This is a genomic window from Winogradskya consettensis, assembly GCF_018332715.1.
Lineage (GTDB): Bacteria > Actinomycetota > Actinomycetes > Mycobacteriales > Micromonosporaceae > Actinoplanes > Actinoplanes consettensis.
The window spans coordinates 1-13,157 of sequence record NZ_BOQP01000038.1; the positions used below are offsets into that span (position 1 = coordinate 1).

General features: G+C 71.9%; 11 protein-coding genes. 8 read left to right on the top strand and 3 right to left on the bottom strand.

Translation table 11 applies throughout. The annotated features are described in order from the left end of the window. Positions 1 to 686: 686 nt before the first annotated feature. Both Aco04nite_RS32255 and Aco04nite_RS32260 read right to left on the bottom strand, forming a co-directional pair. The gene (locus Aco04nite_RS32255; RefSeq protein ID WP_213001025.1) at positions 687 to 1,355 is read right to left on the bottom strand and encodes a hypothetical protein; all 669 of its coding nucleotides are present in this window, start codon (positions 1,353 to 1,355) and stop codon (positions 687 to 689) included. A gap of 44 nt (positions 1,356 to 1,399) precedes the next feature. Then, complete coding sequence (locus tag Aco04nite_RS32260) at positions 1,400 to 2,710, bottom strand: M20/M25/M40 family metallo-hydrolase (RefSeq protein WP_213001026.1); 1,311 nt, start codon at positions 2,708 to 2,710, stop codon at positions 1,400 to 1,402. A gap of 72 nt (positions 2,711 to 2,782) precedes the next feature. Between Aco04nite_RS32260 and Aco04nite_RS32265 the strand changes: the two genes are divergently transcribed. Together Aco04nite_RS32265 and Aco04nite_RS32270 are read left to right on the top strand one after the other, a co-directional pair. Then, positions 2,783 to 3,394, top strand: coding sequence for a hemerythrin domain-containing protein (locus Aco04nite_RS32265; protein ID WP_213001027.1), 612 nt, complete (start codon positions 2,783 to 2,785; stop codon positions 3,392 to 3,394). A 151-nt stretch (positions 3,395 to 3,545) separates the two neighbouring features. After that, the gene (locus Aco04nite_RS32270) at positions 3,546 to 4,523 is read left to right on the top strand and encodes a LysR family transcriptional regulator (protein ID WP_203839473.1); all 978 of its coding nucleotides are present in this window, start codon (positions 3,546 to 3,548) and stop codon (positions 4,521 to 4,523) included. Positions 4,524 to 4,572: 49 nt separating this feature from the next. Here Aco04nite_RS32270 and Aco04nite_RS32275 read toward each other — a convergent pair whose 3' ends face one another. Continuing rightward, the gene (locus tag Aco04nite_RS32275; RefSeq protein ID WP_213001028.1) at positions 4,573 to 7,077 is read right to left on the bottom strand and encodes an ATP-dependent Clp protease ATP-binding subunit; all 2,505 of its coding nucleotides are present in this window, start codon (positions 7,075 to 7,077) and stop codon (positions 4,573 to 4,575) included. A 118-nt stretch (positions 7,078 to 7,195) separates the two neighbouring features. Between Aco04nite_RS32275 and Aco04nite_RS32280 the strand changes: the two genes are divergently transcribed. The 6 genes from Aco04nite_RS32280 (at position 7,196) to Aco04nite_RS32305 (ending at position 13,133) form a co-directional block, all read left to right on the top strand. Further along, on the top strand, positions 7,196 to 7,570 hold the full coding sequence (locus tag Aco04nite_RS32280; RefSeq protein ID WP_213001029.1) for a hypothetical protein: 375 nt from the start codon (positions 7,196 to 7,198) through the stop codon (positions 7,568 to 7,570). Between the two features lie 88 nt (positions 7,571 to 7,658). Beyond that, positions 7,659 to 7,919 (top strand): hypothetical protein, encoded by a 261-nt coding sequence (locus Aco04nite_RS32285; RefSeq protein ID WP_203839476.1) that lies wholly within the window; start codon positions 7,659 to 7,661, stop codon positions 7,917 to 7,919. A 4-nt stretch (positions 7,920 to 7,923) separates the two neighbouring features. After that, the gene (locus tag Aco04nite_RS32290; protein WP_213001030.1) at positions 7,924 to 8,805 is read left to right on the top strand and encodes a hypothetical protein; all 882 of its coding nucleotides are present in this window, start codon (positions 7,924 to 7,926) and stop codon (positions 8,803 to 8,805) included. After that, the gene (locus tag Aco04nite_RS32295) at positions 8,798 to 11,443 is read left to right on the top strand and encodes an FtsK/SpoIIIE domain-containing protein (RefSeq protein ID WP_213001031.1); all 2,646 of its coding nucleotides are present in this window, start codon (positions 8,798 to 8,800) and stop codon (positions 11,441 to 11,443) included. The genes Aco04nite_RS32290 and Aco04nite_RS32295 overlap by 8 nt, the downstream gene beginning before the upstream one ends. Beyond that, positions 11,440 to 12,150: an intermediate filament family protein gene (locus Aco04nite_RS32300; RefSeq protein WP_213001032.1), complete on the top strand. Its 711-nt coding sequence runs from the start codon at positions 11,440 to 11,442 to the stop codon at positions 12,148 to 12,150. The genes Aco04nite_RS32295 and Aco04nite_RS32300 overlap by 4 nt, the downstream gene beginning before the upstream one ends. 545 nt (positions 12,151 to 12,695) lie before the next feature. Next, the gene (locus tag Aco04nite_RS32305; RefSeq protein ID WP_213001033.1) at positions 12,696 to 13,133 is read left to right on the top strand and encodes a hypothetical protein; all 438 of its coding nucleotides are present in this window, start codon (positions 12,696 to 12,698) and stop codon (positions 13,131 to 13,133) included. Positions 13,134 to 13,157 lie beyond the last annotated feature (24 nt).

A 13,157-nucleotide genomic window follows, 5' to 3' on the forward strand; every position in this document is an offset into this window, starting at 1 on the left:
AACGGCGGCTGCCATACTAGGCGCCCTTTGCCGTGGTCCGTTTTTGTGCCCTCGACAGCAGCTCCTCGGGGCGCAATGCCGCCGGAGCGAAGCGGAGGCCAGCAACACAGCAGCCACACCCACAAAGCCCAACCACACCCCAAGCGTCAGTCAGCCACCTCTGACACTCATCCACACCCCACAGGTGGCTGGGCAGCGGTAGCCACGCGAAGGTCAACCAACAAATGGCTGAGCTGCGGGGGCTGCGCAAAGGTCAACCAACAGGGGGTTGAGCCGCGGGGGCTGCGCAAAGGTCAACCAACAGGGGGTTGAGCCGCGGGGGCTGCGCAAAGGTCAACCAACAGACGGCTCAGCCGCGGGGGCTGCGCAAAGGTCAACCGACGGGGGTTGAGCTGCGGAGAACTGCGAAGGTCAACCAACAGGGCGTTGAGCTGCGGTAGCCACGCAAAGGTCAACCGACAGATGGCTGAGCTGGGCGGTTACGGCTGCTGAGTTTCTGGCCCTCGCTTCGCTCCGGCGGCATTGCGCCCCTGGGAGCTGCTGTCGGGGGCACCAAAACGGACCACGGCAAAGGGCGCCTAGTCCGTTTTGGCGCCCCCGACAGCAGCGGGCGCAATGCGACTTTGGTTGCGGCTCAACCAGCTCGTGGTTGCGGCTCAACCAGGTCGTGGTTGGGGCTGCGCGTGTTAGTGGTTGTGGCCGGCGTGGTCGTCTTCCTCGTCGGGGAGGAAGGGGTGTTCGTCCAGGCGGCCGACCAGCAGGTCGTCCGGGGCCGGGGCGAAGGGGCCCTCGCCGTCCTCGTCGGCGTAGGCCTCGAGGTCGAGGGGTTCTTTGACCTCGGAGACGGTCAGGAGGCCGTCCAGGGGCTCGAGCTCGGGGACGTCCAGGGAGCTGAGGGAGCCGTCGCCGGCCTGGAGGAGTTCCAGGACGGCCTCGCCTACGGATTCGACCGGGCCCGGTTCCTCGTCGGCGGGGACGAGGTTTTGGCGGGCGGCGTCGGCGACCCGCAGCAGGGCTGCGACGCTGGGGACGCGGTAGTCGCGGCGCTGGCGGACCGAGATTACCTGCTCGTAGGGGTCGGTGGCGGTGCCGTCGGCGCCGATGGAGGCGCCGCCGAAGCGGGCGTCGGCCTCGTCGGGGTCGATGGCTTCGACGTCCCAGGGGGTGACCTCGCCGAAGGCTTCGAGCAGTTGCTCGTCGTACGCGAACGAGGCGTTGTTGAGGTCGACGTAGGCCTGCCACACGTCGTCGTCGTCCACCCGGCCCTGGGCGGCCTTGACCGCCGTCAGGTGCTTCCTGGCAGCCTCCACGACCCGTTCGAGGGCGGCATCGAGCTCCGCGTTCTGATCGGTCATGGTCAGATAAGTCCTCTCATCAACTTCTCCACATAAAGGGCGCTTCAGCTCGACCTGAGGAACCGGTCGAGCACACGCGCACCGAACTGTAGTCCCTCCACGGGGACGCGCTCGTCGACGCCGTGGAACAGGGCGGAGAAGTTCAGGTCGGCCGGGAGCTTGAGCGGGGCGAAGCCGAAGCAGCGGATGCCGAGGGTGGTGAATGCCTTGGCATCGGTGCCGCCCGACAGCATGTACGGCACCGCGCGGGCGCCCGGGTCCTCGGCGCGCAGGGCGGCGCTCATGGCGGCGACGAGGTCGCCGTCGAAGCCGGTCTCCAGGGCGGCCTGCTGCTGCAGGTGCTCGATCTCGATGTCCGGGCCGATCACCGAGCGCAGCTCCGCGAGGAAGCTCTCGGCCTGCCCGGGCAGGGTGCGGCAGTCGATCGTGGCGGACGCCCGGCCGGGGATGACATTGTCCTTGTAGCCGGCCTCGAGGCGGGTCGGGTTGGCGGTGTTGCGCACCGTCGCGCCGATCAGGTTGGCGATCGGGCCGAGCTTGGAGATGGCGAGCTCGGGCTCGGCGGGGTCGAACTCGATACCGATGGCGTCGCAGACCTGTTCGAGGAACGAGCGTACGGTCGGTGTGATCGTCATCGGGAACTTGTGCCGGCCGACGGCGGCGACCGCTTCGGCGAGCGCGGTGACGGCGTTGTCGTCGTGCACGAACGAGCCGTGGCCCGGGCGGCCCTTGGCGTGCAGGCGCAGCCAGTCGATGCCCTTCTCGGCGGTCTCGACGAGGTAGAGGCGCAGGTCGTCGTTGATGGTGTACGAGAAACCGCCGACCTCGCCGATCGCCTCGGTGCAGCCCTCGAACAGGTCCGCGTGCTCGCGGACGAGGAACTGCGAGCCGTACTCCATGCCCGCTTCCTCGTCCGCCGTGAACGCCAGCACGATGTCGCGGGGCGGAACCACGCCGCCCCGCTGCCAGTCGCGGACGACGGCCAGCATCATCGCGTCGAAGTCCTTCATGTCGATCGCGCCGCGGCCCCAGAGGTAGCCGTCCTTCTCCTCGCCGGAGAACGGGTCCACGGACCATTCGCTGGCGTCGGCAGGAACGACGTCGAGGTGCCCGTGCACGAGCAGCGCGCCCCGGGAGCGGTCGGCGCCGGGGATCCGGGCGACGAGGTTGGCCCGTTTCGGCGCGGACTCGTGCAGCACGGACTCGATGCCGACGTCGTGGAGCTGCGCGGCGACGTATTCGGCCGCGACACGCTCCCCGACGGTCGTACGCGGGTCGCCGGTGTTGCTGGTGTCGATCCGCAGGAGGTCGCGGCAGATCCCGACAACCTCGCCGGCGGCGGTAAGTGGTTCCATCCGACCTTCTTACCAGCATGCCGAGCGTCGTTTGCGTTTGGCGGTGGATCAGGTACGGGTAACAGGCCCGGCGTGACTACGTCTGTTCCTCTTCCCCCGCTGCCACCCGTCGGTGGCGAGACGACCGGTCCCAACGTCGTCGATGTGATCACGCGTGAGCACCACGAGCTGCGGGAGCTGTGCGCCGAGCTGACCGCCGAGGGTACGGACGCCGCGCGGCGCCGCACTCTCGCGCAGGTGGTTGTCGCCTCGGTGTCGCGGCACCTGTCCGCGGAGGAGCAGTACCTCTATCCCGCCGTGCGGGCGACCGTGCCCGACGGCGGGGACCTGGCGGACCGGGAGTTGCTGGAGGACCGCGCCCTGCTGGAGTCGCTGCGCCTGCTGGACGGTGCGAAGCAGGAGGAGCTGGTCGACCGGGCCGCGGATGTCCTCACGCGACTCGACCGGCACGACGAGGCCATGGCGCGGGAGCTGATGCCGTTGCTGCTGCAGCTGGCCTCGGTGGAGGACCTGATCCGGCTCGGCAACCGTTTCGAGCTGGCCGAGGAGGCGGCACCGACGCGTCCACACCCGAGCATGCCGGTGACGCCCCCGTGGAACAAAGTGGTCGATCCGGCGGTCGCGCTCATCGACAAGGTGCGCGACGTGGTCGGCCGGCGCACGACGTACCCCCGCGATTTGTGACACACCGGGTTGCAAAGAACACTCAACGTTCCCGTACGCGCGTACGGCTTAGTAGTTTCTGTCCTTTTGTTTAACCGGTTCGTCACATATGGGGGATCATTGGCTGGCCGAAGGTCTAGCCCTTATCCCGCGAACGTCCTACCGTCACGCTATGAACCTGGAGCTGCGGCACCTCAAGGTGGTCTGTGCCATCGCGGAGACGGGCAGCGTCACGAAGGCGGCATCGCTGCTCGGCCTCGCCCAGCCCGCCCTCACCGCGCAGCTGCAACGCATCGAGCGCACGCTGGGCGGACCCCTGTTCGAACGTGACCGCCGCGGGGCCCGCCCGACGGCGCTGGGCGAGCTCGTGCTCTCCCGCGCCCGGGTGCTGCTGCCCGCCATGAAGGGCCTGCAGGACGAGGCCGCCCGGCTCGCCGGGTCCGGACCGGACACCGCCATGAGCCGCTACCGGATCGGGGCCATCGGCGGTCCCGTGGTCGGCGGCATGGTCACCCGGCTGTCCGCGGCCCAGCCCGACGCCCAGATCAGCACGCACGCGTCGTACTACGTGGACGAGCTGGCCGCGATGACGCTCGCCGGCAAGCTGGACTTCGCCCAGGTCGGCATCTGCGGGGACGCCATCCCCGCGGCCGAGCACGGCCTGGTCTGGCAGACCATCGCGATGGACGGCGTCTGCGTCCTGATGCCCGAGGACCACCCCCAGGCCAAGGGGATGGAGGTCGATCTCGCCGAGCTCAGCGAGCTGGTGTGGACCGGCGGCCCCGGTGGCGGCTGCTTCGGGGACTGCTTCGCGGCGGCCTGTGCGCGGGCCGGGTTCGCGCCGAAGCAGGTGCTGGAGACCGACATCCGCTGCGCCATCGACATGGTGGAGTCCGGGATGGCCGTGATGCTCGCGCAGCCCAGCTTCCGGCCCCCGGCGGGCCTGGTGACGCTGCCGATGAAGGGCGCGCCGCTGCGCTGGCGGCAGATGCTCGGCTGGCACCCGGAGAGCACCGCCGCCCAGGTGGCGCCCCGGCTCGTGACGATGGCGCGGGAGGCCTATCTGGAGGCCTCGGCGCGCAACCCGCTCTACATCGAATGGCTGGAGGACTACCCCCAGCTCGGCGTCGAGCAGCTCGCAACGGTGTGACACGAAGAAGCCCCGGCCGGGTAGCCGGGGCTTCTCCTATCTACAGCTGTCAGACGGCTGCCGGGGTGGGCGAGCTGACCGTGAAGGTCAACTGGCCGTCGGCGACGTCGACGTGGACCGTCCGGCCCGGGGCCAGGTCGGCGGCGAGCAGCATCCGCGACAACCGGTTGTCCAGCTCACGCTGGATCGTGCGGCGCAGCGGCCGGGCACCGTACTCGGGCTGGAAGCCCTTGGCGGCGAGCCAGTCGACGGCCCCGACGGTGATGTCGAGGGTGACGTCCTGCGCGTGCAGCCTGCGCCGGGTGTCCTCGAGCAGCAGCTCGGTGATCGTGCGCAGCTGATCCGTCTCGAGCTGCCGGAAGACGATGACCTCGTCGATCCGGTTGATGAACTCGGGGCGGAACTGCTCCCGCAGCCGCCGGTCGAGCCGCTCGTCGAGATCCGCACCCTCGGCGGTGCCGAAGCCCAGGGTCCGCTTGCTGCCGTTGATGATCTCCGACCCGATGTTGCTCGTCATGATCAGTACGGTGTTCTTGAAGCTCACCGTCCGGCCCTGACTGTCGGTCAGCCGCCCGTCGTCGAGCACCTGGAGCAGGATGTTGAAGACGTCCGGGTGGGCCTTCTCGATCTCGTCCAGCAGCACCACGGAGTACGGGTTGCGCCGCACGGCCTCGGTCAGCTGCCCGGCCTCGTCGTAGCCGACGTAGCCGGGAGGGGCACCGACGAGCCGGGAGACGGTGTGCCGCTCCTGGAACTCACTCATGTCCAGCCGGATCATCCGCTCCGTCTCACCGAACAGCGACTCGGCGAGGGCACGGGCCAGCTCGGTCTTGCCGACACCGGTCGGGCCGAGGAACAGGAAGCTGCCCACCGGCCGGTCCGGGTCACCGAGCCCGGCACGCGAGCGCCGGACCGCCTCGGCGACCGCGACGACGGCCTCGTCCTGGCCGACCACCCGGTCGTGCAGGTGGCCCTCCAGGCGCAGCAGCCGGTCGCGCTCCTGTTCGGTGAGCTGCGCGACGGGGATACCCGTGGCACGCGAGACCACCTCGGCGATGTCGTCCGGGGTGACCTGCGGGACAGCTCCGGCCGTACCGTCGCCCTGCTCGATCCGGGTCTTGAGCTCTGCCATCTCGTCGCGGAACTGCGAGGCCTTCTCGTAGTTCTCCGCGGCCACCGCCTGGTCGCGGTCCCGGGTGAGCTGCTCGAGGCGGCGCTCCTGCTCGCGGACGTCCGCGGGCTGGGTCTTGACCCGCAACCGCACCCGGGCACCGGCCTGGTCGATCAGGTCGATCGCCTTGTCCGGCAGGAACCGGTCGGTGATGTAGCGGTCCGACAGCTCCGCTGCGGCGTCGAGCGCCTCGTCGGTGATCCGCACCTGGTGGTGCGCCTCGTAGTTGTCCCGCAGCCCGCGCAGGATCGCGACGGTGTCCTCGACGCTGGGCTCGCCGACCAGGACCGGCTGGAACCGGCGGGCCAGGGCGGCGTCCTTCTCGATGTTGCGGCGGTACTCGTCCAGGGTGGTCGCGCCGACCACGCGCATGCGGCCGCGGGCCAGCGCGGGCTTGAGCATGTTGGAGGCGTCCATGCCGCCGCCCTCGCCGCCGCCACCACCGGCGCCGACCAGGGTGTGGATCTCGTCCAGGAAGACGATCAGGCCGTCGCCGTTCTCCTGGATCTCGTCGATGACCTTGGTCAGCCGCTCCTCGAAGTCGCCGCGGTAGCGGGTGCCCGCCACCAGACCGGCCAGGTCGAGCTGGATCACGCGCTTGCCGGCCAGGGTCTGCGGGACGTCGCCGTCCACGATGCGCTGGGCCAGGCCCTCGACGATCGCGGTCTTGCCGACGCCGGCCTCACCGATCAGGACCGGGTTGTTCTTCGTACGCCGGGACAGGATCTCCACGGCCTGCTCGATCTCGTCCGCGCGGCCGATCACCGGGTCGATCTCGCCACGGCGGGCAAGATCGGTCAGGTCCACGCCGTACTGCTCGAGAGTGGGGGTGTTCGTGGTGCCACCTGCCGTCTGGGGTTCGACGTTCTGCAACGTGCGGGGATCGACACGGCCGGCGAGCAGCCGTCCGGCGGCGGAGTCGGGGTTGACACCGAGCGCCATCAGGATGTGCTCCGGGCCCACGTAGGACGCTGCGACGGCACGCGAGATCTGCAGGCTGTCGAGCAGCGCGCGCTTTGCCGCCGGGGTCAGCGCGATCGTGTCGGGCAGTTCGCTGCCGGGCACGCGGGTCGCCCTGCCCAGCTCGGCGAGCAGGGCGTCGGGGTCGGCACCGGCGCGGCGTAGCAGGGCCCGCTGCGGCTCCTGCTGCAGCACGCCCCAGAGCAGGTGGTCGGTGTCGAGGTCGGCGATGCCCACGCCGGCGGGCGCCACCTCGGCCGCCCGGCGTGCGGCGGCGGAGAGAACCTCACGCGCGTCCGCACTCATGAATCGGGTGATGTCGATCCGCTGTGCGGACCGCCGTGACTCGCCGCCTGCGAAGAAGCGTGCGAAAAGGTCGTCCCAGTCACCGGGGCCGGTCGGTCCCAGGGGTCCGATGCTCATGGTGTCTTCTCTCTGACGTCTCGTTGATGCGAGGCCGCTCACGCGGGACGCTCCCGGCCTCACGACCTGTCACAACTACCTGAACGATCGTTCAATTCCGGTATGAGACGCTGGTCATATGTCGCTGCCGCTGCTCGTCGTGGACGCCGCCAACGTCGTGGGCTCGAAGCCCGACGGCTGGTGGAAGGACCGCGCGGGTGCGGCGGTGCGCCTTCGAGATGGCCTCGCCGGTCTCAACACCGAAGGCATCAAAGATCTTCCGGGCCCGATCGAGGTCGTCCTGGTCGTGGAGGGCAAGGCTCGCGACACTCCGGCCATTGATTCAGTACGCGTGGAGCGCGCGCCCGGCTCCGGCGACGACACGATCGTGGACGTGGTGGCCGCCGCGGAGCCCGGCCGCAGGGTGGTCGTGGTGACCGCCGACCGGGGACTGCGCGAACGGGTGACAGCCCTCGGCGCGGAGGTACGCGGCCCGAGCAGCGTCCCTCGGTGAATCGGGCACGCGGGCACGACCGGTGCATCGTGGACGACTAAGCTGGGACATACAGCAGGAGGTCCGAACCAATCAGGAGGCTGCACGAGTGGCCAGCGTCGCCGAGGTGAGAGCGGCCGTCGACGCCGCTCTCCAGCAGGTCACCGAGGGGCAGGCCGCGATCCAGGCGGCCCGCGAGAAGATCGGCGAGGCTCAGCAGAGCCTGGCCGCAGCGCTCGACGGTTCCGCCAACGACGCGGTCGGCGCCGCGCATGCCTCGCTGTCGCAGGCCGACCAGCAGCTCGAGGAGTGCTTCGGCGCGACCCTGCAGGCGGTCGAGCAGGCCCAGACCTACACGGCGACGCTCTAACCCGATGTCGCTGCTGCAGGAACTCGGCGCCCAGCTCCGTGCCACCTCCGAGGAGCTGCCCACCGGTCTGGTCTCGATCGCCCGGGAGCGGCTCAACAGCGCGGCGGAGCTGCTCAACTGGGTGCGCCAGACCTCGGTGGACCCGCTCGGCGTGCCGCAGCTCGGCAACGCCGTCGAGCAGGCCGAGAGCGCGGCGGCCGCGTTGCGCCTCGCCCAGGACGCGATCGCGTCCTATCTGGCCGCCGTGGGGCTCACCGGTGAGGCCGCCGCGCCGGCCGACACCGATTACAAGGCGGCCCTGAAACCCGACGAGGCCGGCATCTCCGGTGCGCAGAAGCAGCCGCCGCCCGAGAAGCTCGGCCCGTGGTGGCAGTCCCGCGTCGCCGAGCTGACCGGCGAGGCGGCACCCCCGGAGAAGCAGGACGGCACCCCTCAGCAGGGCCGCTCGGGTGACACCGCGGAGCTGCTGCGCAGGGTCGCCGCCGGGGTGCGCTCCGGTGATCGGGCGCGGGTGGGCCGTGACCTGCACGAGGTCGACGCCGCGACCGGGCTGGGCCTGTCCGCGGTCAGCTCCCCGGTGCTGCAGCGGCTCGCGGCCGACCTGCTCGGCCACGAGCCCGGCCCCGACGACCTCAAGCGGCTGCAGAGCGCGGCCGGTGGGCGGGTGAAGGCGCTGCTGCCGGGCACCCCGCCGGACGTGCTCGACACGATGCTGGCCCGCATCTGCCGCAGCCCGGTCACCTCGTCGGACCCGGCCCACCCGGCCGACTCCGCGGTCACGGCGGGTGTGCTCACCGGCGTGCTGCTGGCCCGCCTGGGCCGCGACCCGTCGACCCTGGACCCGAGAGCCCCCGAACCCCTGCGACCCCGTGGTGTCGATGCCTGAGTCAAGATCCCAGCAGGTCGTCGAGGTCCGGGCCGCCCTGTCGCACGCCCTGGGCGCGGCGAAGGACAGCCTGGACGCCGCCGAGACCGAGCTCGAAGCCGCCCTCGATCGCCGCAACCGCGTGGTCGCCGCCGCCCGGGAGCGCCGTGGCCGGCTCGCCCACGAGCGCGACAAACGCCTCGGCGAGATCGACGAGCAGCACGAACGCGACCTCGCCGAGCTGGCGGAGACCGCGGCCGAGACGGCGGCGGCCGCCGCTCCCGGCGCGGCCGGTGCCCCGTGGCAGCGCTGGTCGCCGACCCCCGCCGATTCCGGCACGACCGCCCCCGAGCTGCGGGTCGGTGAGCTGCTGCTGCCCTGGGACGGCGAGGTGCCAGCGCTCGTCCCGCTGCTCGACCGCGGCCACGTGCTGGTCCGCGGCGACCCGCGGGTCGGCGACGACGTGGTGGCCGGGTTACTGCTGCGCGCGCTCGGCAGCGTCACGCCGGGCCGGGTCACCCTGACCGGCTACGACCCCGAGCAGCTCGGCGGCGGACTGGCCGGGTTCGCCCCGCTCGCCCCTGCCGGGGTGCTGCAGTTCGTCGGCCCCGGCGGGCTCGGCCCGCTCCTCGACGAGCTGGTCGACAACGTGCGGCGGATCAACGAGACGGTGCTGGCCGGTGAGCACTCGTCGCTGCGGGAGCTCGCCTCCGCCACGGGGCGCCGGCCGGAGCCGTGGCGGGTTGCGATCCTGCTCGGCTCGGGACGCCCCGACGAGTTGTCCAAGCACGAGCGCGGGCAGCTGGACCGGCTGGTGCGCACGGGTGCGGCTTGCGGCGTACACCTCGTCATCAGAGACATCCCGGTGCCGCAGGCAGCGAACATCGAGATCATCGACGCGATGCCCGGCGACGGCGCGCGGCTCAGCGGCTGCGGTGACCTTCCCGTGCAGCTGGACCACGGCCCGCCGCAGGCCGTGGTGACCAGCACCTGCCGGCAGATCGCCGACGCCGTCGCGGCCGGTCCGGAGCCGGTGGCCCTCGACAGCCTGCTCCCCGAGCAGGAGTGGCAGGAGACCTCGGCGCGGGCGCTGACCGCCCCGCTCGGCGACAGCCCGCAGGGCGCTCCGGTGCACGTCACGCTCTCCGACTACCCACCGCACGCGCTGATCGCCGGCCCCTCGGGCACCGGCAAGACCAACCTCATCTACGCCTGGATGGGGGCGCTCGCCGCTCGCTACTCCCCCGCCGAGCTGGCGTTCTACCTGCTCGACTTCAAGGAGGGCGTGTCGTTCGCCCGGTTCGCGCCCGGCCGGCGTGACCCCAGCTGGCTGCCGCACGTGCGGCTCGTCGGCGTCAACGTCAACACCGACCGCGAGTTCGGCCTGGCCCTGCTGCGGTTCCTCGGCGCCGAGCTGCGGGCCCGCGCCGACGCCGCGAAACGCCACGAGGTCACCAACCTGGCCGAGCTGCGCGCCGAGGACCCGGACGGCTCGTGGCCGCGCATCGTCGCGATCGTCGACGAGTTCCAGGTGCTGCTGTCCGGCCGGGACGCCGTCGCCGCCGAGGCCGTCGACCTGCTCGAGGACCTCGCCCGCCGGGGCCGCTCGCAGGGCATCCACCTCGTGCTCGCCAGCCAGGACGTCTCCGGCATCGAGGCGCTGTGGGGCCGCCCCGCGCTGGTGGCGCAGTTCTCGCTGCGGATCGCGCTGCCCCGCGCCCGGCGGGTGCTCGCCGAGACCAACACCGCCGCCGACGTGCTGCCCCGCTACCACGCGGTGGTCAACGCCGACTCCGGCGCCGTCGAGGCCAACCGGGTCGTCCGGGTGCCCGACGCCGGCAACCGCGAACGCTGGAGCGCCCTGCAGCACCGACTGTGGCGCCGCCGCACGCAGGAGCTCCCCGCGCCCCGGCTCTTCGACGGTGACGCGATCCCCCGCCTCGACGACAGCCCCGACTTCCGGCGGATGACCCCGGCCGCCACGGTCGCCGCCCCGGTGGTCCTCCTCGGCGAGACAATCGACGTCGAGTCCCGCTCCGCGCGTACGGTCCTGCGCCGCGCCCCCGGCCGCAACATCGCCGTCATGGGCACCCGCGTCGACGAGGCCTGCGCCGTCCTGAACACCGCGGCCCGCTCCCTCGCCGCCCAGTTCGAACCCGGCGCCGCCCAGTTCAAGGTCGCCTGCCTCGACACCGACGCGGCCACCGCTGTGGAGTCCCTGAAGGCGTTCCTGCCCGCCGACACCGGCTACTACGACGCGGACAACGTCGACCTCCTCCTCGAGGACGCACAGGACCGCGCCACGTCGGGCACCTCGGCCGACAAACCGATGTTCCTTCTGCTGTACGCGGTGGACGCGGCCCCCGGCAACGGAGCGGCCATGCTCCGCACGATCCTGCGCCAGGGCCCGGAACGCCGCGTCCACGTCATCGGCTGGTGGCGCGGCGCGTCCCTGCTACGCGACACACTCGGCGGCCAGGCCAGCCGCACCGACGTCATCGGCTCCTGGGTGGCGCTGGACGTCCACGGCAGCGAGCTCTCGCCCTACTACCCCGGCCACGGCTCCCCCGCCTGGTACCCGCGACCCTGGCGGGCGCTGCACTTCGACCGCTCGGTGCATCGCGGCGCCGAGGTGATCATCCCTTACGGACACCAATGACCCCTGGCGACACCGACGGCGTCCTCGAACGCCGCACCCCCGACTACCGCAGCGTCGTGCGCAAGCTGACCAACCTCGACGACGAGGCAGCAACCCACCGCGGCGAAGCCCACGCCTGGCACGACACACGAGCCGCCGAGGCCGACGAAGCCGTCCGCACGGCCGCCACCCGCGTCCGCGCCGCCGAGCAGGAAGTCACCACGGCCCGCCGCCGCCTCGAGGAGGTCGACGCGGACGTCCGCGGCCTCTGGGCCGAATTCGCCCACCACACCGGCCGCCTCGCCGACCGCTTCGGCGGCCCGCCCCAGCCCCAGATCCCCCGCCAGCGCGACCGTGAACCCGCCGACTACCTCCAGGAAGCAGCAGCAACAGCAGCCTGGAAACCCACGGTCAAACCCCTCAAAGCCGCATCCATCACGTACGCCGCCCTGGGCGCCCTGGGTGGAGCAGTCGGCCTGGCAGCCTGGTCCCTGATCCGCTGGGCCGGCCACCGCAGCGGCGGCGACCTCGCCACCGGCCTCCCCGTGGTCGCCCTGATCGTCGCCCTCCTCGGCCCGATCCTCGCCGTGGTCACGGCCAAACGCGTCGCCGACCGCGGCGACACCCCCCTGGACGCCTCCTCGGTGGCAACGGTCCTGATCTCCGCCCTGATCACCGCGGGCCTCATCCTCGCCATCGTCCGCAACACCACCACCGGCGGCGCCTGACCCAAGCCGGGCCGGGCCGGCCGGGCTGGGCCGGTCGGTTCGGGTCGGGCCGGTCGGGCCGGTCGGTCGGTTCGAGCCGAGCCGGGTCGGTCGGATCGGGTCGGGTCGGGTCGGTCGGATCGGGTCGGGTCGGGTCGGTCGGACCGGTCGGTTCGAGCCGAGCCGGGTCGGTTGGGCCGGGTCAGTTCGTTCGGGCCGGGCCGGGCCGGGCGGGTCGGGCCGGGTCGGGCGAGTCGGGCCGGGTCGGGCGAGTCGGGCCGGGTCGGGTCGAGTTGAATTGGGCCGGGCGGGTTGGGCCGGGCGGGTTGGGCCGGGCCGGTTGGGCCGGGCCGGTTGGGCCGGGCCGGTTGGGCCGGGCCGGGCGAGTCGGGCCGGGGCCGGCCGGGCCGGGTCGGGCCGGGGCCGGGCGGGTCGGGCCGGGGCCGGTCGGGGCCGGTCGGGGCCGGTCGGGCCGGGTCGGGGCCGGGTCGGGGCCGGGTCGGGTCGGGTCGGGCCGGGCCGCAAAGACGGATGCGCGGGGTGAGCGTGCCTGCGAACATGGGCGCGTGACCGTCTTCTATTGCGCGAGGTGCAGCCGCGCACTGACGCCGGACCTCACAGCCCTGCCCGCGATGCCCGAGACCCCGGACGATCCGATCCGGCCGAAGGGCCAGGACGTCGCACCGTCAACCGTGCCGCTCGGGCATTACGCAACCGAGTCGGAGGAGGATGCGGTTTCTCTGCGTCGCCACGGCCACGACAAGGCGTTGCGCCACTCCGGCGGACGGAGGCATGCCCTGGTGGTCATCCACCCGGAGGATGCGCCGGCGCTCGAATATCTGCCCGGCTTCGCGAACGCGGTCGGCTGCTGCGGCCCGGACGGAACCCACGGCCCCAATCAGGCCTGCCCCTGCGGCACGCCACTGGCAACCCTCACCGCCGACTGCATGGGCCCGTACGAGCTTCGCCTGGATCCGCTACGGGTGTTCGCCTTTGACAACTGACAACTGACGGCTGACGGCTGACGG